This is a genomic window from Phreatobacter cathodiphilus (assembly GCF_003008515.1).
Taxonomy (GTDB): Bacteria; Pseudomonadota; Alphaproteobacteria; order Rhizobiales; family Phreatobacteraceae; genus Phreatobacter; species Phreatobacter cathodiphilus.
Map to the genome: position 1 here is coordinate 2,806,494 of NZ_CP027668.1, position 19,740 is coordinate 2,826,233.

Consider the following 19,740-nt stretch of genomic DNA (forward strand, 5'->3'; position numbering starts at 1 on the left):
GGGGCGCCGCCGTGCGGCGCCCCGGATGCGGACTGGATCAGGCGCGAACGAGCGGGCAGGCGCCGGCGGTCAGCGGGCGGAAGGCCTCTTCGGCCGGCAGGGTCGCCACGAGCTTGTAATAGTCCCAGGGACCCTTGGACTCCGAGGGCTTCTTGACCTCGAACAGATAGGCCGGATGCATCTTGCGGCCGTCGGCGCGCACGCTGCCCGGGCCGAAGATCGGGTCGTTGGTCGGGTTGCCCTTCATCCAGGAGATGACGCCGGCCGCATCCTTCGACTTGGTCGCCGCCGCGCCCTTCAGATAGTGCAGCACGCCGGAATAGACGCCGGCCTGCACCATCGTCGGCATCTTGCCGCCGTGACGCGCGCCGAAGCGCTTCGAGAACTCGCGGGTGCCGTCGTTGAGGTCCCAGTAGAAGGACTCGGTGAGCACCAGGCCCTGGGCCGTCTGCAGGCCGAGGGCGTGCACGTCGCTGATGAACATCAGCAGGCCGGCGAGCTTCTGGCCGCCCTGGGTGATGCCGAACTCGGCCGCCTGCTTGATCGAGTTGATCGTGTCGCCGCCGGCATTGGCGAGGCCGATGACCTTGGCGCGCGAGGCCTGGGCCTGCAGCAGGAAGGACGAGAAGTCGCTCGACGGGAACGGCGTGCGCACGCCGCCGACGACGCGGCCGCCCGCCTTCTGGACGACGGCCGTGGTGTCGCGCTCGAGCGCATGGCCGAAGGCGTAGTCGGCGGTCAGGAAGAACCAGGTATCGCCGCCCGCCTTCACCATCGCGCCGCCCGTGCCCTGCGACAGCATGTAGGTGTCGTAGGTCCAGTGCAGCGTGTTCGGCGAGCACTGCGGGCCGGTCAGGTCCGAGGTGGCGGCGCCGGAATTGATGAAGACCTTGTTCTTCTCGCGGGTGATCTGGTTGATGGCGAGAGCGACCGAGGAGGTCGGGACGTCGGCGATCACGTCGACGGCGTCGTTGTCGTACCACTGGCGGGCGATGTTGGCGCCGACGTCAGGCTTGTTCTGGTGGTCGGCCGAAACGATCTGGACGTTGAGGCCCTTGGCGGCGGCGCCGAAATCCTCCACCGCCATGCGGGCGGCGAGAGCCGAGCCTTCGCCGGTCACGTCGGCATAGATGCTGGAGCGGTCGTTCAGCACGCCGATCTTGATGGAGACAGGCTGCTGGGCCTGCGCCATGGAGCGCGCGGTGAAAGCGGTGGCCGCGGCGCCGGCAAGCACGGAGCGGCGGTTCATGCGAAACGTCGTCATGGTCGTATCCTCCAAAAGGGGTCCGTTCGGGTCGGTTTTTCTTGTTGTTGCGCAGGTCACACGCCCAGATGGGCGTGCAGCTTGTCGATGTTCTGGTCGAGCTCGGCGTTCGGGATCATGTCCACCACGCGGCCCTGCTCGACCAGGTAATGACGGTCGGCGACCGTCTGGGCGAAACGAAAGTTCTGCTCGACGAGAATGATCGTGAAGCCCTCGCGCTTCAACCGCGCGATGGTACGGCCGATCTGCTCGATGATGACGGGGGCGAGGCCCTCCGTCGGCTCGTCCAGCAGCAGGAACTTCGCCCCCGTGCGCAGGATGCGGGCAATCGCCAGCATCTGCTGCTCGCCTCCCGAGAGCTTGGTGCCCTGGCTGGTGAGACGTTCCTTGATGTTGGGGAAGAGCTCGAAGATCTGCTCCACCGTCATGCCGCCGGGCCGCACCTGCGGCGGCAGCATCAGGTTCTCCTCCACCGAGAGCGAGGAGAAGATGCCGCGCTCCTCCGGCACGTAGCCGATGCCGAGCCGCGCGATGGCGCGCGACGACATCGACACGGTCTCCTCTCCCTGGAAGCGGATCGAGCCGGTGCGCTTGCCGATGATGCCGATGATCGACTTCAGCGTCGTCGTCTTGCCAGCGCCGTTGCGGCCGAGGAGCGTCACGACCTCGCCCTCGGCGACGTCCAGGTTGACGCCGTGCAGGACGTGGGATTCCCCGTACCAGGCGTTCAGGTCGCGGATTTCCAGCATCGGGGCGGTGGTGGCGGGGCGCGTCATGTCCAATGCCTCAGCCATGACCGGCTCCGATATAGGCTTCGATCACGCGCGGATCCTTCGAGACGGTGGCATAGTCGCCCTCGGCCAGCACCTTGCCGCGCGCCAGCACCGTGATGCGATCCGACAGCGAGGCGACGACCGAGAGATTGTGTTCCACCATGAGGATGGTGCGGTCGGCCGAGACGCGGCGGATCAGCTCGGCGATCCGGTCGACGTCCTCATGGCCCATGCCGGCCATCGGTTCGTCGAGCAGCATCATCTCGGGATCGAGCGCCAGGGTGGTGGCGATCTCGAGCGCCCGCTTGCGGCCGTAGGAGAGCTCCACCGCCTGATGGCGGGAGAACTCGGCGAGGCCCACGGCCTCCACGAGGCGGGCCGCCTCGCCGTCGAGTTCCTTGAGCACGTGCTCGGAATTCCAGAAGTCGAAACTGTCGCCGCGCTTGCGCTGCAGCGCGATGCGCACGTTCTCCAGCACCGTCAGATGCGGAAAGACCGCGGAGATCTGGAACGAGCGGACGAGGCCCCGCCGGGCGATGTCCGCCGGCTTCACGCGGGTGATGTCCTCACCCTTGTAGGTGATCGTGCCGCGGGTCGGGATGAGGAACTTGGTCAGGAGGTTGAAGCAGGTCGTCTTGCCGGCGCCGTTCGGCCCGATGAGCGCATGGATCGACCCACGCCGGACCGCGAGGTCGACCTCGCTCACTGCGGTGAAGCCCTTGAAGTCCTTCGTCAGACCCTGGGTCTGGAGGATGATGTCGTCGGTCGTTCCCACCATGCACTCTGTTCTTTTGTCCGTGCGTTGGCGCGCATTGCTGCATGGTGCGCCGCGCATAGTCAATGCAAAACCTGACGAGCGCGTCATGTCTTACGACGGAGGGTCCGGGCAAACTGTCGCAGTCGGTCACGATCCGTGATCGGCCCGGGTGAACGGAAATCACGCAGACGCGTTGTCCATCCATGCCAACACGGCAGCTTCTACGGAGGACATCATGAAGAACCATCTGCTGATCGGCGCGGCCCTCGCGGGCTCCCTCGCCCTCGCCCTCGCCCTTCCCGCCCACGCTCAGACCCGTGAGCAGGGCATTCCGCCGGGCGTCGGCACCGGCGCCGCGACCGGCGCGGTCGGCGGCGCGATCGTCGGCGGCCCGGTGGGCGCCGTCGTCGGCGGCGCGGCGGGTGCGATCGTCGGCGGCATCGCCGAGACGACCCGTCCCCAGTTCCGCGAGTATGTGGTCGAGCGCCGCCACCGGTCGGTCGAGTATGACGGCGAGGTCGCCGTCGGCCGCACCCTGCCCGAGAGCGTCACCTACTATGAGGTTCCGGACCGCTTCGGCCAGACCGAGTACCGCTACACCGTCGTCAACAACCGCACGGTGCTCGTCGAGCCGCGCACCCGCCGCATCGTGCAGGTCATCGACTGATCCTGTTTCGGCGTAGCATCAGCGAAAGGGCGCCCTCGGGCGCCCTTTTTGCTGCGCGGCCCGACTTGCGCTGCCCGACTTGCGCGGCTGCTGCCCCGGCTCGACAGTGGCGCCGGGAGACAACGCCGAAAAGGATGCCGCAGCCATGTGGGAGCAGAGCCCCATTTACCCGGATCCGTCGATCGAGATTCTCGATCCGCGGTTCCTCAAGTACCGTCTGTTCAACGCCGCCGTGGAACGCCTCACCACCGGCCTGCGCTGGGGCGAGGGACCGGTCTGGATCGGCGACCAGCGCTGCCTCCTGGTCAGCGACATTCCCAACGACCGCATCCTGAGGTGGGACGAGGAGACCGGCGCCGTCACCCCTTTCCGCGCGCCCAGCAACAAGGCCAATGGCAACACCCGCGACCGGCAGGGCCGGCTCGTCACCTGCGAACATGGCGGACGCCGCGTCGTGCGCACCGAATATGACGGCTCCCTCACCGTCATCGCCAGCCACTACGACAGCCGCCGCCTCAACTCGCCCAACGACGTGGTGGTGAAGTCCGACGGCTCGATCTGGTTCACCGATCCCGCCTTCGGCCTCCTCAGCCATTACGAAGGCACGGTGGCGGAACCCGAACTGCCGCAGAACGTCTATCGGGTCGATCCCGCGAGCCTGGAGATAGCCGTCGTCGCGGAGGGTGTCGCCGGCCCCAACGGCCTCTGCTTTTCGCCGGACGAGAAAACCTTCTACCTCGTGGAGTCGCGCGCCGCCCCGCACCGGCTCATCGCCGCCTACGACGTCGCCGCCGACGGCCGCTCCATCGCCAATCGCCGCGTCTTCGCCGATGCCGGTCCCGGCGGCACGCCCGACGGCATCCGCTGCGACATCGACGGCAATCTGTGGTGCGGCTGGGGCATGGGCACGCCCGAGCTCGACGGCGTCATGGTCTTCGCGCCCGACGGCACGGCCATCGGGCGGATCGCCCTGCCCGAGCGCTGCGCCAACGTCTGTTTCGGCGGGCGCCACCGCAACCGGCTGTTCATGGCGACGGGCCGCGGGCTTTACGCGCTCTACGTCAACACCCAGGGCGCAGCGGGAGGCTGAAACAACGACCGCCGCGCTCCCTCGCGGGAACGCGGCGGCCGGCATGTTTGCCCTGTCGCTCGGGGGCTAGAGCACCCGGCGCGGATCGAAGGTGTCGCGCAGGCCGTCGCCGATGAAGTTGATGGCCAGCACGGTGATGAAGATGGCGGCTCCCGGGAACAGCGCCCAATGCGGCGCATAGTCGAGGAAGTCCTTGGCGTCGAACAGCAGGCGTCCCCAGGTCGGGATGTCGGGCGGGAAGCCGAGGCCGAGGAAGGACAGCGTCGATTCCGCGATGATCGCCGCCGCGACGTCGATGGTGGCCGCCACGATGACCGGCCCCATGGCGTTCGGCAGGATGTGCCGCACCACCTGACGGGACTTCGAGGCGCCGAGCGCCTGGGCCGCCTCGACGAATTCCTTTTCGCGCAGCGACAGGAACTGGGCGCGGACGAGGCGCGCCACGGGCATCCATCTCAGGCCGCCGATGACGACGACGATCAGGATGAACACGCCCATCTCGACGCCGAAAATGTCCTTCAGCGCGTCGCGGAACAGGTAGATGATCAGCAGCAGCAGCGGAAGCTGCGGCAGCGACAGGAACAGGTCCGTCAGCCACATCAGCGCCGTGTCGACGCTGCCGCGGGAAATGCCCGCGATGGCGCCGATGATCACGCCGACGATGATGGCCACCAACATGGCGGCGAGACCCACGGCGAGCGAGATTCGCCCGCCATAGATCATGCGCGCCAGCAGGTCCTGGCCGAGATCGTCCGTGCCGAAGGGATGGGCCCGGGACGGGGGCTGGAGCCGGGCGGTGAAATCGATGTCGTTGATGGACACCGGCCACAGCCAGGGTCCGACGATCACCGCCACGATGATGGTGAGCAGCGCGATGCTGCTCGCCACCGCCAGCTTGTGACGACGGAACTTGCGCCAAGCGTCGACCCACGGCGAGACGTGCTCGGCGGTGACGACGGCTCCGATCTCGGCCACCGCCGGATCAGCGGAAGGCGATGCGGGGGTCGAGCCAGCCATAGAGGACATCTGCAATCAGGTTGAAGGTCACGACGAGACAGGCGAAGACGAAGGTCACCGCCATGATGACGGGGGTGTCGTTGGCGAGGATGGCGCTGATCAGCAGCGAGCCGATGCCCGGGATGCGGAAGATCTGCTCGGTGACGATGGCGCCGCCGAAGACGGTGGGCATCTGCAGCGCGACCAGCGTGACCACGGGGATCAGCGCGTTGCGCACCACGTGGCGCACGACGACGGTCTTCTCGCCGAGCCCCTTGGCGCGCGCGGTGGTGACGAAGTCCAGACGGATGACGTCGAGCACGGCGGAGCGCACGTAGCGGGTGTAGGAGGCCGCCTGGAACAGGCCGAGCACCATGACCGGCATGATGGCCTGCCTGATCTGCTCCCAGTACCAGCGCCACCCCGTCGCATCGATGTCGGTGCGGAACACGAAGGGGAGCCAATCCAGCCAGATCGAGAAGACCAGGATGAAGAGCAGGCCGGTGAAGAAGGTCGGCAGCGAGAAGCCGATGAAGGCGAAGGTGTTGGCGATCTGGTCGAAGATCGAATAGGGCCGCGTCGCCGCATAGATGCCGACCGGCAGGGCGATCGCCAGCGCCAGGATCTGCGACGAGCCGATGACGAAGATCGTCGCAGGCAGGCGTTGCAGGATCAGCGTGTCGACGTTGACGCGGCTGGCGAAGGAGAAGCCCCAGTCGCCCTGCAACATCGCCGTCAGCCAGCGGATGTAGCGGATATAGACCGGATCATCGATGCCGAACTTCGCCCGAAGTGCGAGACGCACTTCGGGAGGGATGTTCGGGTTGGTGGCCATCTCCTCGAAGGGATCGCCGGGGGCCAGCGCCAGCACCGTGAAGAGCACGACGCTGATGCCGAGCAGGCTCGGAAGGGCGATGAGCAATCGCCTGACGAGATAGGTACCCATGGAGTCTGTGCCTGGTTCCTCTTGAGCGGGACCTGACGCCGGATGGCGTCAGGGCCGGAACCACGCGTTCAGCATCCACAGGTCCAGGTCCCAGCCGCTGGGCTGAACCACCAGATTGTTGCTGGAGGCCGCCATGCGGGTGCGGGCGAGAACCGGAACGAGGATGTTCTCGCCGCAGAAGATGTCGTTCATCTTGATGAAGAGCGCCGTGCGGCGGGCCGGGTCGAGCGAGTTCTGCGCCTCCTGGAAGGCCTCGTCCGCCTCCTTGCTGGAATAGCGCGAGATGTTCCGCCCCTGCCACTTGTTCTCCTTGTTGGCGATCTCCCACGAGACGAGCTGCAGCATGAACCGCTCCGGGTCAGGCTGGAGCATGGTGGTCGTGTACATCTGGATGTCGCAGTAGAACTTCGAATAGGTATCCGGGTTCGCGACGTCGGAGGAGAAGAAGACCGAAGCCGTCACCGACTTCAGCTCGATGTCGATGCCGGCACGCTGGGCGGCCTGCTTGACGATCGCCTGGTTTTTCTGGCGCGGGGCGTTGATCGAGGTCTGGTAGACGAACTTCAGCTTCTTGCCGTCCTTGGCGCGGATGCCGTCGGCGCCCCGGACCCAGCCGGCGTCGTCGAGGATCTTGTTCGCCTTGTCGATGCTGAACTCGTATTTCATGTTCGGCGAGACGTAGCGCGGCGGGGCATTGACGAAGTTCGCCGTCGCCTTGCCGCCGCGGCCGTAGATGAACTTCTGCACCGAGTCGCGGTCGATCAGCAGGTTGATCGCCTTGCGCACGGCCGGATCGGTCAGCGTCGGATGCTTGGTCTTCACGCTGGAACGCTCGCCGTCGACCTCGGTCCACGGATCGGTCGTGTTCAGCATGATGAACTCGATATTGCCGCTGGAGACCGGAATGGCCTTGCCGCGGCCGCCGCGCTCCATGCGCAGGAGGATTTCGTCCTCCACCTGCATGTTCCAGGCGTAGTCGAACTCGCCCGTCTGGATGACCGCACGGGCCGCCGAGACGGCGTCGCCGCCGCCCTTCACCTCGACCGTGTCGAAGAACGGCTGGTTCGGGATGTGGTAGTCCGGGTTGCGCTCGCCGCGCAGGATGTCACCCGGCTTGAAGTCGATGAACTTGTAGGCGCTGGTGCCGACCGGCTTCAGGTTGGCCGGCGCGTCGCGCGAGGCGGCGCCCTTGAACGGCTCGAAGACGTGCTTGGGCAGGATCATGCCGGCGGCGCCGACGAAGGCGTCGGCCCAGAACGGGGTCGGCTTCGGGAAGGTGATCTTGATCGTCAGGTCGTCGATCTTCTCGACCTTGATGTCCTTGTAGGTGCCGATCGTGGTGGCGGCCGTCGCCGCGTCGGCGGCATAGGCGGCCGTGAACAGGCAGTCGTCGGCCGTGAACGGCTTGCCGTCGTGCCACTTGACGTTCGGCTTCAGCTTCCAGGTGACCGAGAGGCCGTCGGCGGAGACGGAGCCGTTCTCGCGGCTCGGGATCTCGGCGGCGAGGAAGGGCACGAGGTTGCCCTCGTTGTCCCAGCCGGCCAGCGGCTCGTAGAAGACGCGCGAGCCTTCCTGGTCCTTCGTGCCGATCGCGAAGTGCGGGTTGAGCAGGGTGGGCGCCTGCCAGAGCAGGATCTTCAGAGGCCCGCCGCCGCCGGCCTTGGTCGGCTTGTAGGCGGTCAGCGACTGGGCCTGGGCGACGCCGTGGAAGTCGAGGATGTGCCAGGCCGTGGGCGCCGCGACGCCGAAAGCAGCCAGGCGCTGCATGAAGCCGCGGCGGGAGAGCTTGCCCTCCTTCACCTCGGCGACCATGCCGTGGATTTCGGTCTCGTTCATCGCAATCACTCCTCGCAAACGTTCTGGGCGAGCCACTCTGGTCGGGCCGGATTGTCCCTCCGGCGCGCGAAGCGGGGATCGGAGCGTTTTCAGATGCGGAAGTCAACGCGGATTCGCGCGCTGTCCACGGCAGCGCGGCGATCTGATGGCGCGGAAGGCATGATGCCCTTTGGCGCGCAGCAATTTGCCGCAGGCTTCGGCAGCGGACTCGCTACTCGGCGGCCTGCCGCGGCTCGACGAGGAAACCGCCGGACTGCCGCGCCCAGAGCTGGGCATAGAGCCCGCCCTTCGCCAACAGGCCCTCGTGCGTTCCCTCCTCGACGATCCGGCCGCCGTCCAGCACGACCAGCCGATCCATGATCTGCAGCGTCGACAGGCGGTGGGCGATGGCGATCACCGTCTTGCCGGCCATGAGCGCGCCGAGGCTGTCCTGGATCGCCGCCTCCACCTCGCTGTCGAGGGCGGCCGTTGCCTCGTCCAGGATGAGGATGGGCGCGTCCCTGAGGATGACGCGGGCGATGGCGATGCGCTGGCGCTGGCCGCCCGACAGCTTGACGCCGCGTTCGCCCACATGGGCGTCGTAGCCGGTCCGTCCGTTGATGTCCTTCAGGAGCGGGATGAAGGCGTCGGCATGGGCGCGCGCCGCCGCGGCCTCCAGCATCGCCTCGTCGGCTCCGGCCTTGCCGTACATGATGTTGTCGCGGATGGACCGGTGCAGCAGCGAGGTGTCCTGCGTCACCACCGAGATGGCCTGCCTGAGGCTCTCCTGAGTGACCGCCTGAACGTCCTGGCCGTCGACGCGGATGGCGCCCTTCTCCACGTCGTGGAAGCGCAGCAGCAGGTTGACCAGCGTCGACTTGCCGGCCCCCGAGCGACCGACCAGGCCCACCTTCTCGCCGGGCCGCACGGTCAGCGACAGGTCGCGGATCACCGGCAGGTCGGCGCGGCCGTAGCCGAACGTCACATGGTCGAAGACGATCTCGCCGCCGGCCACGGCGAGCGGGCGGGCCCCCGGCGCGTCCTGCATGGCCAGCGGCCGGGCGATCGAGCCCATGCTCTCCTGCACCACGCCGACATTCTCGAAGATCCCCTGGATCTCCGCCGCCACCCAGCCCGACATGCTGATGATCTGGATGGTGAGCGGCAGCACCATGGCCACCGTGCCGATGTCGACCCGCCCCGCCTGCCAGAACACCACGGCCAGCGTCCCCACCGTGGCGAGCAGCGCGGCGTTGAGGAGATTGAGCAGCACCGTGAACAGCGTGTTGATGCGGTGCTGGGCGAGGAACGCCGAATTCATCTCCATCATGCTGTCGCGGATGTAGCGGTCCTCGTCCGCGGTGCGCGCGAAGAGCTTCACCGTCTGGATGTTGGTGTAGCCGTCCACCACCTTGCCCGTCACCGCCGAGCGCTTGGCCGAGGCGGTTCGCGCCTTTTCCCGCAGCCGCGGCACGAGCGCCGTCAGCAGTGTCACATAGAGCAGGAACCAGACGAGGATGGGCAGCGCCAGGCGCCAGTCCTGAGCCATCATCAGGCCCGTCGCGGCCACCCCGTAGAACAGGATGTGCAGCACCGAGCGCATGGTGGCCAGCGCCGTTTCCCTCACGCCGCTGCCGGCCTGCATGACGTGATTGGCGATGCGCCCGGCAAAGTCGTTCTGGAAGAAGCCGAGGGACTGGCGAATGACGTGATGGTGGCTCTGCCAGCGGGTCAGCGTGTTCAGCGGACCGGAAATGCCGTGGTTGGAGATCGCCCGCTGCAGGAACAGCACCAGCGGCCGCAGCACGAGGACCACCACCAGCATGGTGGCGAAGGTTGGCCAGGCACTGGCGAACAGCGTCTCGCGCGGCGTCTCCGTCAGGATCGCCACCAGCCGGCCGATGAAATAGGGAATGGCGGTCTCCACCACCGCCGCCAGCATGCCGACGACGAAGAGCGCGGCGAAGAGCCATTTCGCCTGGGCGATGAAATACCAGAAAAAGGCGAGCAGGCCGGCGGGCGGCCCGCCATGCGGGGGATTGGCGACCGGGTCGATGCGGGTTTCCAGATAGCGCAGCATGAAATGGATGGGTCCGGACGAAAGGGGCGGCGCCCCGACGGCGGCGGCGCGCGGGGACGACTCGGAAAAGCGGTTGGGACGATGGATGGCCAATGTGACCCAGTCGCGGTGTTCCGTCGACCCTTGTGAGGCTTACGACCGGCGGCTGCTGACAGATTGCGGCGGGCTTCACGAACGCGAGAACCCCGGCCTTGCGACCGGGGTTCTGCTGGCGTTGCGAGGATGATGGGGACCGATCACTCGCAGACGCGGACGGTGCGGCGCTCCATGCCGTAGGGGCCATCGACCCAGCGGCGGGTCAGGTAGCAGTCGGAGGCATAGGCCCGGGAGTTGGCCGCGGCGATGGCGCCGCCGACGACGAGACCGGTGGCGAGGGCGCCGACGCCCCAGCCGATGTGGCGGCGGTGGAACGGGCCGGCTTCGGCCTGGGAGGCGACGCCGACCGACAGGGTGGCGACGGCGAGGGCGGCGATGGCGAGGGTCTTGATGCGGTTCATGGCGAGGGTCCTTTGGGTTCGGTGGGGCTCGTCCGCCCCGGTCCTCCATGGGTTGCGCCCTCGCGGCAAAAGGTTCGGGCCCGCCGCGATTTTTTTTCGCAGGCGGGCCCGGCAGGTTCTGTGCTGGACGGGCTGGGCGTCAGGCCGCCGAGACGAGCTGCCCGTAGCAGGCCACTTCCGAGAGGTGGTGGTCGGCATCGCCGAACAGCGTGTCGATCATGGTCAGCCGCTTGAAATAGTGGCCGGCCTTGTACTCCATGGTCATGCCGATGCCGCCGTGGAGCTGGATGCCCTGCTGGCCGATGAACTTCGCGGAGCGGCCGATCTGCACCTTGGCGGCGGAGGCGAGCGCCCGCCGCTCCGTCGCATCCTCGGTGGCGGCGGTCATGGCGGCGAACATCGCCATGGAGCGCGCCTGTTCGAGCGCCACGAACATCTCGGCCGCCCGGTGCTGCAGCGCCTGGAACTGGCCGATGTTGATGCCGAACTGCTTGCGCTGCTTCAGGTAGTCGACGGTGATGTCGGTCAGCTCGCTCATCGCGCCGACGGCCTCGGCGCAGAGCGCCGCGATGGCCTCGTCCGCCACCGCCTCGAGGACGGGAAGCCCGCCCTCGGGATCGCCGAGGACATCAGCCGCCTCGACCCTCACGCCGGAGAGGCTGACCTCGGCGGCGTGGGTGCCGTCCTGGGTGGGCGAGGAGCGCCGCGACAGCCCCGACGCATCGCCCGGCACCATGAACAGGCCGATGCCGCCGCGGTCGCGCCGGGCGCCCGCCGTACGTGCGGAGACGATGATCCGGTCGGCCGTACCGCCGTTGACGACCACCGCCTTCTCGCCGTCCAGCACCCATGAGCCACCATCCTTCTTCGCGGTGGTGGTGACGTCGAAGAGGTCGTAGCGCGAATGCCGTTCGGTGGTGGCGAGGGCGAAGGTGCGCGAGCCCTCGGCGATGGCGGCGATGTGCTCGGCCTTCTGTTCGGCCGAGCCCGCCCGCTTCAAGACGCCGCCGCCGAGCACGACCGTGGCGAGATAGGGCTCGAGCACGAGATATTTGCCGAAGCTCTCGGCCAGCAGCATGGTCTCGACGGCTCCGCCGCCGAAGCCGCCGTCCTCCTCGGCGAAGGGCAGGCCGAGCAGGCCGAGCTCGGCGAACTTGGCCCAGACCTCCGGGCTCCAGCCGCCGGGCAATGCGGCGATCTTCTTGCGGCTCTCGAAGTCGTAGGTGTCGGCGAGGAAGCCCTCCACCGAGTCCTTGAGGAGCTGCTGTTCTTCGGAGAGATCGAAATCCATGGCGGGAGCCTGTCGGTAGGTGGTCGAGGCGGTCGTTGGCGGCTCTTCGGAAGTGCGTCCTTCGAGGCTCGCTTCGCTCGCACCTCAGGATGAGGAGGGAGGCGTCTGGCCCCGGCAGCAGCGCCGAGGCCTTTAGTCATCGTCCGTCGTGCCAGGCACCACCCGACCTCATCCTGAGGTGCGAGCGAAGCGAGCCTCGAAGGACGCACTGCCGGGGCGCAACCTCTCGGGCTCAGAGCCCGAGCACGGCCTTGGCGATGATGTTCTTCTGGATCTCGTTGGAGCCGCCGTAGATCGAGACCTTGCGCACGTTGAAATAGGTCGGCGCGATGGTCTGGGCCCATTCCGGCCCGATCGGCGGCTCGTTGGAGCCCGGCTCCTCCGGCGTGAAGGGTGCCGAATGGGGCCCGATCACCTCCATCAGGAGTTCGGTCGTCGCCTGCTGCAGCTCCGAGCCCTTGATCTTCAGCACGGAGGAAGCGGGATCGGGCTTGCCCTTCTCGCGCTTCTTCTCGCCGGCGATGACCCGCAGCTGCGTGATCTCCAGGGCCTTCAGCTCGATCTCCACCTCGGCGATCTTCTCGCGGAAGCGCTGGTCCTCGATCAGCGGGCGCCCGCCGCGCTGCTCGATGGCCGCCATCTCCTTGATCTTGCGGATGCGCTGCTTGGAGATGCCGACGCGGGCGATGCCCGTGCGCTCGTTGCCGAGCAGGAACTTGGCGTAGTCCCAGCCCTTGTTCTCCTGTCCCACGAGGTTCTCCAGCGGCACCTTCACGTCGTCGAAGAAGACCTCGTTGACCTCATGGCCGCCGTCGATGGTCTGGATCGGCTTCACCGTGATGCCCGGCGTCTTCATGTCGACGAGGATGAAGGAGATGCCCTCCTGCTTCTTCACCGTCGCGTCGGTGCGGGCGAGGACGAAGATCCAGTCGGCATACTGGCCGAGCGTCGTCCAGGTCTTCTGGCCGTTGATGACCCAGTGGTCGCCGACCTTCTCGGCCTTGGTCTTGAGACCGGCGAGGTCGGAGCCGGCGCCGGGCTCGGAGAAGCCCTGGCACCACCAGTCGTCGAGGCTGGCGATGCGCGGCAGGAAGCGCTTCTTCTGCGCGTCGGAGCCGAAGGTGTAGATGACCGGGCCGACCATCGAGGTGCCGAAGGCGAGCGGCGGCGGCGAGGGCGCCATCATCATCTCCTCGAGGAAGATGTACTGCTTCACCGCATCCCAGCCCGTGCCGCCATAGGCCACCGGCCAGTGCGCCACGCCCCAGCCCTTGTCGTTCAGCGTCTTCTGCCAGAAGACGATGTCGTCGCGGGTCGGGTGGTGGCCGGCGGCGAGTTTCTCCCGCAGCGCCTGCGGCAGTTTCGCGTCGATGAAGGCGCGGACCTCCTTGCGGAAGGCGATTTCCTCGTCGGTGAACCTGAGTTCCATGCGAGCCTCCTTGGCGGCGCCGGCCAGGGCGCGGGATGGGCATTTCCTCGGCGCCCGGAAAACATACCGGTGCGAATGTTTCTTGACCGCATTCAACCCCCGCGCCGCGCCGAAGGCAACAGGGAACCTTTCGGCTGCGCCTCCCTCGAAGGATGAGGCTGGCCCGCATGGCAGCCGCCGCGCCGGAGACGAGCAGCGGCGCCGGCGCCGTGGCACAGTCCGGCCGGCAATTCAGGGAGATACGGCAATGGCCTTCGACTTCAAGGGAAAGCGCGTCGTGGTCTGCGGCGGCAGCCGCGGCATCGGCCGCTCGATTGCGCTCGGCTTCGCGGCGGCGGGTGCCGCGGTCTCGATCTGCGCGCGCGGCGAGGACGGGCTCAAGGCCACCGCCGCCGAGATGGGCGCGCTCGGCGCCGTCACCCATTTCGCCGCCTGCGACCTCGCCGACGGGGCCGCCATCGCCGCCTATGTTCCCGCCGCCGCCAAGGCGCTCGGCGGCATCGACGTTCTCGTCAACAACGCCTCCGGTTTCGGCATGGGCGACACCGAGGACGGCTGGGCCAAGGGCTTCAACGTCGACGTCATGGCGACGGTGCGCGCCAGCCAGGCGGCGCTGACCTTCCTGGAGGCGTCGAAGGGCTCCTCCATCGTCAACATCGCCTCGATCTCGGGCTACCGGCCCTCGGTCCGCACGGCCGCCTATGCGGCGGTCAAGGCGGCGGTGATCCAGTACACGACGAGCCAGGCCGCGGCTCTCGCGCCGAAGGGGATCCGCGTCAATTGCGTGGCGCCGGGCTCCATCGAGTTTCCGGGCGGCACCTGGGAGGCCCGGCGCACCTCCGACCCTGCCCTTTACAACAAGGTGCTGGGCGCCATCCCCTTCAACCGCCTCGGCACGCCCGAGGAGATCGCCAGCGTCGTCATGTTCCTCGCCTCGCCCCACGCAAGCTGGATGACGGCGCAGACGCTGGTGGTGGATGGCGGACAGTTGCTGGGCTGAAACAGAAAGGGCGGGCCATGGCCCGCCCTTTCGATCCCGTTCGCCGACGTCAGGCCAGCGTGTAGGCCGTCTTCACCGTGGTGTAGAACTCGCGGGCATAGGCGCCCTGTTCGCGCGGGCCGTAGCTCGAGCCCTTCCGGCCGCCGAACGGCACGTGATAGTCGACGCCCGCGGTCGGCAGGTTGACCATCACCATGCCGGCCTCCGAGTTGCGCTTGAAGTGCGAGGCATATTTCAGCGAGGTCGTGCAGATGCCCGCCGACAGGCCGAACTCCGTGTCGTTGGCGATCGCCAGCGCCTCGTCGTAATTCTTCGCACGGACGACCGCCGCCACCGGCCCGAAGATCTCCTCGCGGGCGATGCGCATCGAGTTGGTCACCTCCGTGAACAGCGCCGGCTGCAGGTAGAAGCCGGGATTGTCGCGGTTCAGCCGCTCGCCGCCCCAGTGGAGCTTCGCGCCCTCGTCGCGGCCGATGGCGATGTACTTCTCGTCCTGGCCGAGCTGGCTCTCGTCCACCACCGGGCCGATATGGGTGCCGGCCTTCATGGCGTCGTCCACCACGAGGCCCTTCATCCGCTCCGTCAGGGCGTCGACGAAGCGGTCGTGAATGCCCTCGGTGACGATGAGGCGCGAGGAGGCGGTGCAGCGCTGTCCCGTCGAGAAGAAGGCACCGTTGGCGGCGCATTCCACTGCGGTCGCCAGATCCGCATCGTCCAGCACGACGAGCGGGTTCTTGCCGCCCATTTCGAGCTGCACCTTCTTCATCGGCGTGGAGGCGACGCAGGCGGCGGCCACCTTGCGGCCGGTGGCGACCGAGCCCGTGAAGGAAATGGCGGCGACGTCCGGGTGCTCGAGCATCGCCTGGCCGACCACCGAGCCGCGGCCCATGACGATGTTGAGCACGCCCTTCGGCAGGCCGGCGCGGTTGAGGATGTCCACCAGCGCCCAGGCCGAGCCCGGCACGAGGTCGGCCGGCTTGATGACGACGGTGTTGCCGTAGGCCAGCGCCGGGGCGAGCTTCCAGGCGGGAATGGCGATGGGGAAGTTCCACGGCGTGATCATGCCGACGACGCCGACCGCCTCGCGGGTGATCTCGATGCCGACGCCGGGACGGATGGAGTTCACCAGCTCGCCGTTCAGGCGCAGCGCCTCGCCGGCGAAGAAGGAGAGGATCTGGCCGGCGCGGGTGGCCTCGCCGATGCCCTCCGGCAGGGTCTTGCCCTCCTCGCGGGACAGCAGCGCGCCGAGTTCCTCCTTGCGCGCCATCACCTCGTTGGAGGCCTTCATCAGCACGTCGTAGCGCAGTTGCGGGTTGGAGCGGCTCCAGGCGGGGAAGGCTTCCTTGGCGGCGGCGACGGCGGCCTTCAGGTCCTCGACGGAGCCTTGCGCATATTCACCCACCACCTCGTTGGTGTTGGACGGGTTGAGGTTCGGCGCGGCCTTGGCCGGATTGACGAATTCGCCGGCAATGAAATTGCGGAACACGGTGGTCATGGGGTTGCCTCCTCGCCGGATGACGCGGACCCGGTTCGGACACGCCGGTCCGTCCGATCCGTCTCGGGGGCGGCACAGAACCACAATCGGAAGGCGGCGACCAGACCGCCGGCCATGCGTGGCGAGCGGCCCGGCCTCGCAGGCAACGCTCAGCGCGCCGCGGCGCCGGCGGCGCGCATGTCGGCGAGGAGGGCCGCGACCTTGGCCTCGTCCAGGCGGTCGACCATGCCGATCAGGGTGTCCCGCACCGGCTTCACGCCGATGAAGGCGAGGATGTTGCGCTTCAGCGCGGCGAGGCCGTGGGCGAAGAAGAACCAGCGATAGGCGAAGGCGGGCATGCCCATGGTGACGACCACGTGGGCGCTGCGCCCGCTCATCAGCTTCTCGGGGAACCCCTTGTCCCGGTAGCGGAAGGCGAAGCCCGGCCGGCAGACCTGCTCGAAGAAGGCCTTCAGCAGGGCCGGCATGGCACCGAGCCACAGGGGGTGGACGATGAGCCAGTGCTCCGCCCAGGCCAGGGTCTCCTGCGCCGTGGCAACGTCGCCCTGGCCGGAACCCGTCTCGAAATCTGCCTGGGTGCGCAGATGCGGGATGTCCATGGCGGCGATGTCGATCACCCGGACGGCATGGCCGGCATCCTCCGCGCCTTCGGCATAGGCCCGCGCCAGCCGGCGGCAGAGCCGCTCGGGCGCGGGGTCGGGATGACCGACGATGACGGCGATGCGGCGCCCGGCCACGGCTCAGGTCCTTTTGTCCGGCAGTGCGGCCTCGGCCGCCGCCTCGGCGACCTCGTGCAGGTGCATGGCCTCGTCGGCATAGGCGCCCATGGTCTCGGCGGCGAAGCGCAGTTCCACCTCGATGAACTCGAGCGGCGAATTGACCCGCGACCAGGCACGGATGCGCTCGCCATGCGCCTTGAGCCGCTCGGCGGCGAAATCGCGCAGTTCCGCGCCGACGGCGGTGGCCACCGCCGGCAGGGTGGCGACGAAGGTCAGGGCATCGTCGGCGCTGCGGGGCATGTCGTGCCGCTCGTCGGCGGGCGTCCTGGCAAGCATGGCAACCTCCATCTGGCGTGACGGATTCATCCATGCACCGGGCCGGGGCAGAGGTCGCTGCGCTGGATCAAGCGGCGCGCGCGGCGGATCGACCATAGACGCGCCGCGGCCTAGACTTCGCCGCCGCCCGCCGCCCTGCCTGCATCGGAACCCTCATGCCGCCGTCCATTCCCCTCCTCGCCGCCAATGCCGAGCAGCTCGCTTCGCCCTCCTATCGCCTGCCCGCCCTCGACCAGGATTTCCTCCTCGCCGACGAACAGCGCGGCGTCCGCTTCATGCTCGAATACGCCAAGGCCGAGCAGGCCCTGCGGCGCTGGAGCGTGAAGTCGACCATCGTCGTCTTCGGCAGCACGCGCGTGCGCGAGAACGACAACCCGCGCCACGCCGCCTGGTATGCGGCCGCGCGCGCCTTCGGCCGCATCGCCTCGCAGCACGGCGGCGCCCTGAACCTCGGGGCAAGAGAGCGCGAGAACGTCATCGCCACCGGCGGAGGGCCCGGCCTGATGGAGGCCGCCAATCGCGGGGCCGCCGACATCGGCGCGCCGTCCATCGGCTTCAACATCCGCCTGCCGCACGAGCAGGAGCCCAACCCCTATTCGACCCCCGAACTCACTTTCCTCTTCCACTACTTCGCCATGCGGAAGATGCACCTCGCCATGCGCGCCAATGCCCTGGTGGTGTTCCCCGGCGGCTTCGGCACCTTCGACGAGCTGTTCGAGATCCTCGCTCTCGTGCAGACCGGCAAGATGCGGCGGGTTCCCGTCGTCCTCTTCGACGAGGATTACTGGCGCGCCGTCGTCAATTTCGAAGCGCTCGCCGACGGCGGCATGATCGCGGAAGCCGACCTCGCCCTCCTGCAGTTCGCCGACACGCCCCAGCAGGTCTGGGAGCGGATCGCCAACGCCTCGGGCATCGCGCCCTACCGAGACCCGGTCGCCCCGGGCGAGATGGGAGAAGGCTGATGGCCCTGCGCATCCACGTCCTCGGCGCCGCCCACGTCGTCACAGGTTCCTGCTATCTCTTCGAGGCGGGCGGCCGGCGCATCCTCGTCGACTGCGGCATGTTCCAGGGCACCAAGACGCTCAAGGCGCTGAACTACGGACCCTTCCCCTTCGAGGCCGAGCGGCTGGACGCGGTCCTTCTCACCCATGCCCACATCGACCATTCCGGCCTCATCCCGAAGCTCGTCAAGGCGGGCTATCGCGGGCCGATCTACGCGACCCGCCCGACCATCGACCTCTGCTCGATCATGCTGCCGGATTCCGGCCACATCCAGGAAATGGAGGTCGAGCAGCTCAACCGGCGCAATGCGCGCAGCGGCGGCGAGCCCGTCGAGCCGATCTACACCGCCGAGGACGCCGTCGCGGCCATGGTGCAGTTCCGCCCGGTCGACTACGGCCGCTGGCTCGACCTCGGCGGCGGCGGCCGCGCCCGCTGGTGGAACGCCGGCCACATGCTCGGTTCCGCCTCCATCGAGATGGAATTCGCCGGCGCCGGCGGCGACGAGAAGCCGATGCGCGTCCTCATGTCCGGCGACCTCGGGCCCGACGCGAAGCTCTTTCATCCCGACCCCGACGGGCCGGTCGACCTCGACCTCGTCGTCTGCGAGGCGACCTATGGCGATCGCGACCGTCCCGACACCACCGTCGGCGACCGGCGTGCGGAGCTTGCGGAAGAGGTGCGCGCCGCCCATGCCCGCGGCGGGCCGCTGCTCATCCCCTGCTTCGCCGTGGAGCGGACACAGGAGATCCTCGCCGACCTGCTCGACCTGATGGACCAGGGCGCCGTGCCCCGGGCACCGATCTTCCTCGATTCCCCGCTCGCCATCCGCGCCACCGAGGTCTTCCGACGGCACGCGGGGATGCTGGAGGCGGGCGGCGCGCTGGCGCGGATCGATACCGCGCCCGACGTGCGCTTCACCGAGAGCGTCGACCAGAGCAAGGCGCTGGCAAGGCTCAGGGGCTTCCACATCGTCATCGCCGCCAGCGGCATGGCGGAGGCCGGGCGCATCCGCCACCACCTGAAGAACCACCTCTGGCGATCCACCACCACGGTGCTCTTCGTCGGTTACCAGGCGGAGGGCACGCTCGGCCGCATCCTTCGCGACGGTGCGCCCTCGGTGACCATCCACGGCGACGCCGTCAGGGTGAAGGCGGCCATCCGCATCATCGAGAGCTATTCCGGCCATGCCGACCGCGGCGAAGTCCTCGCCTGGCTGAAGGAACGGGGACCGATCCGCGGCGCGGTCGCGCTCGTCCACGCGGAGGAACGCGCTCTCCAGGCCTTCGCGCCCGTGGTCGGCACCGAGGTCGTCTCCCCGGACAAGGTCCTCACCCCGCGCCTCGAGGACATCATCGAGCTCGACCGCGGCACGGCACGGCTCGTCCTGCCGGCCCATCCCCGCCGTCTGCCTCCCGAGAAGGTGTCCGGCCCCGACTGGCACAACGACTCCGCCAGCTTTCTCCTCGACCTCAAGGACGCGCTGGACCGCGCGGCGGACGACCGCGCCCGCGGCGTGATCCTCAGGCGGCTGAAGAAGGCGCTCGCCGAGGCGACCTGAGCGGCCGGGACCGCGGGTTCCTGTC

The 19,740-nt window shown here is 68.2% G+C and carries 18 protein-coding genes; 5 read left to right on the forward strand and 13 right to left on the reverse strand.

The window, feature by feature from the left end:
* Nucleotides 1-37 precede the first annotated feature (37 nt).
* The 3 genes from C6569_RS13540 to C6569_RS13550 are packed head-to-tail and all read right to left on the reverse strand — an operon-like array spanning nucleotide 38 to nucleotide 2,815.
* On the reverse strand, nucleotides 38-1,264 hold the full coding sequence (locus C6569_RS13540; RefSeq protein WP_425440674.1) for an ABC transporter substrate-binding protein: 1,227 nt from the start codon (nucleotides 1,262-1,264) through the stop codon (nucleotides 38-40).
* 56 nt (nucleotides 1,265-1,320) lie between these two features.
* On the reverse strand, nucleotides 1,321-2,058 hold the full coding sequence (locus C6569_RS13545; protein ID WP_106749351.1) for an ABC transporter ATP-binding protein: 738 nt from the start codon (nucleotides 2,056-2,058) through the stop codon (nucleotides 1,321-1,323).
* A complete protein-coding gene (locus C6569_RS13550; protein ID WP_106749352.1) occupies nucleotides 2,051-2,815 on the reverse strand; it encodes an ABC transporter ATP-binding protein in 765 nt (254 codons plus the stop codon). The genes C6569_RS13545 and C6569_RS13550 overlap by 8 nt, the downstream gene beginning before the upstream one ends.
* Nucleotides 2,816-3,029: 214 nt before the next feature.
* Between C6569_RS13550 and C6569_RS13555 the strand changes: the two genes are divergently transcribed.
* Together C6569_RS13555 and C6569_RS13560 are read left to right on the forward strand one after the other, a co-directional pair.
* Nucleotides 3,030-3,461, forward strand: a complete 432-nt coding sequence (locus tag C6569_RS13555; protein WP_106749353.1) for a DUF1236 domain-containing protein — start codon at nucleotides 3,030-3,032, stop codon at nucleotides 3,459-3,461.
* A 145-nt stretch (nucleotides 3,462-3,606) separates the two neighbouring features.
* Nucleotides 3,607-4,551, forward strand: coding sequence for an SMP-30/gluconolactonase/LRE family protein (locus C6569_RS13560; RefSeq protein WP_106749354.1), 945 nt, complete (start codon nucleotides 3,607-3,609; stop codon nucleotides 4,549-4,551).
* 66 nt (nucleotides 4,552-4,617) lie between these two features.
* On the opposite strand, the gene C6569_RS13565 is transcribed toward C6569_RS13560, so the two are convergent.
* From C6569_RS13565 to pimC, 7 genes are all read right to left on the reverse strand, one after another.
* Nucleotides 4,618-5,568, reverse strand: coding sequence for an ABC transporter permease (locus C6569_RS13565; protein ID WP_106749355.1), 951 nt, complete (start codon nucleotides 5,566-5,568; stop codon nucleotides 4,618-4,620).
* A complete protein-coding gene (locus tag C6569_RS13570) occupies nucleotides 5,534-6,493 on the reverse strand; it encodes an ABC transporter permease (RefSeq protein ID WP_106749356.1) in 960 nt (319 codons plus the stop codon). Before C6569_RS13570 ends, C6569_RS13565 begins: the two co-directional genes overlap by 35 nt.
* Nucleotides 6,494-6,541: 48 nt before the next feature.
* Complete coding sequence (locus C6569_RS13575) at nucleotides 6,542-8,329, reverse strand: peptide ABC transporter substrate-binding protein (RefSeq protein WP_106749357.1); 1,788 nt, start codon at nucleotides 8,327-8,329, stop codon at nucleotides 6,542-6,544.
* 211 nt (nucleotides 8,330-8,540) lie between these two features.
* The gene (locus C6569_RS13580) at nucleotides 8,541-10,388 is read right to left on the reverse strand and encodes an ABC transporter ATP-binding protein (protein ID WP_106751039.1); all 1,848 of its coding nucleotides are present in this window, start codon (nucleotides 10,386-10,388) and stop codon (nucleotides 8,541-8,543) included.
* Nucleotides 10,389-10,624: 236 nt separating this feature from the next.
* The gene (locus C6569_RS13585) at nucleotides 10,625-10,885 is read right to left on the reverse strand and encodes a hypothetical protein (RefSeq protein WP_106749358.1); all 261 of its coding nucleotides are present in this window, start codon (nucleotides 10,883-10,885) and stop codon (nucleotides 10,625-10,627) included.
* A gap of 139 nt (nucleotides 10,886-11,024) precedes the next feature.
* Nucleotides 11,025-12,176, reverse strand: coding sequence for an acyl-CoA dehydrogenase family protein (locus tag C6569_RS13590; protein ID WP_106749359.1), 1,152 nt, complete (start codon nucleotides 12,174-12,176; stop codon nucleotides 11,025-11,027).
* A gap of 232 nt (nucleotides 12,177-12,408) precedes the next feature.
* Nucleotides 12,409-13,605: a pimeloyl-CoA dehydrogenase large subunit gene (gene pimC, locus C6569_RS13595; RefSeq protein WP_106749360.1), complete on the reverse strand. Its 1,197-nt coding sequence runs from the start codon at nucleotides 13,603-13,605 to the stop codon at nucleotides 12,409-12,411.
* A gap of 247 nt (nucleotides 13,606-13,852) precedes the next feature.
* Here pimC and C6569_RS13600 point away from each other — a divergent pair, with 247 nt between their 5' ends.
* A complete protein-coding gene (locus tag C6569_RS13600) occupies nucleotides 13,853-14,605 on the forward strand; it encodes an SDR family NAD(P)-dependent oxidoreductase (protein WP_181313748.1) in 753 nt (250 codons plus the stop codon).
* Nucleotides 14,606-14,654: 49 nt separating this feature from the next.
* Here the strand turns inward: C6569_RS13600 and C6569_RS13605 are convergent, their stop codons facing one another.
* The 3 genes from C6569_RS13605 to C6569_RS13615 all read right to left on the reverse strand — a co-directional run bounded on the left by C6569_RS13605 (nucleotide 14,655) and on the right by C6569_RS13615 (nucleotide 17,155).
* Nucleotides 14,655-16,100 (reverse strand): aldehyde dehydrogenase family protein, encoded by a 1,446-nt coding sequence (locus tag C6569_RS13605; protein ID WP_106749361.1) that lies wholly within the window; start codon nucleotides 16,098-16,100, stop codon nucleotides 14,655-14,657.
* Between the two features lie 149 nt (nucleotides 16,101-16,249).
* Nucleotides 16,250-16,837 carry an NAD(P)H-dependent oxidoreductase gene (locus tag C6569_RS13610; RefSeq protein WP_106749362.1) on the reverse strand — a complete coding sequence of 196 codons (588 nt, stop codon included), beginning with the start codon at nucleotides 16,835-16,837 and terminating at the stop codon, nucleotides 16,250-16,252.
* A gap of 3 nt (nucleotides 16,838-16,840) precedes the next feature.
* Nucleotides 16,841-17,155 carry a hypothetical protein gene (locus C6569_RS13615; protein WP_146144805.1) on the reverse strand — a complete coding sequence of 105 codons (315 nt, stop codon included), beginning with the start codon at nucleotides 17,153-17,155 and terminating at the stop codon, nucleotides 16,841-16,843.
* 155 nt (nucleotides 17,156-17,310) lie between these two features.
* Here C6569_RS13615 and C6569_RS13620 point away from each other — a divergent pair, with 155 nt between their 5' ends.
* Both C6569_RS13620 and C6569_RS13625 read left to right on the forward strand, forming a co-directional pair.
* On the forward strand, nucleotides 17,311-18,117 hold the full coding sequence (locus C6569_RS13620; RefSeq protein WP_106749364.1) for an LOG family protein: 807 nt from the start codon (nucleotides 17,311-17,313) through the stop codon (nucleotides 18,115-18,117).
* A complete protein-coding gene (locus C6569_RS13625; RefSeq protein WP_106749365.1) occupies nucleotides 18,117-19,715 on the forward strand; it encodes an MBL fold metallo-hydrolase in 1,599 nt (532 codons plus the stop codon). The genes C6569_RS13620 and C6569_RS13625 overlap by 1 nt, the downstream gene beginning before the upstream one ends.
* Nucleotides 19,716-19,740: the final 25 nt, after the last annotated feature.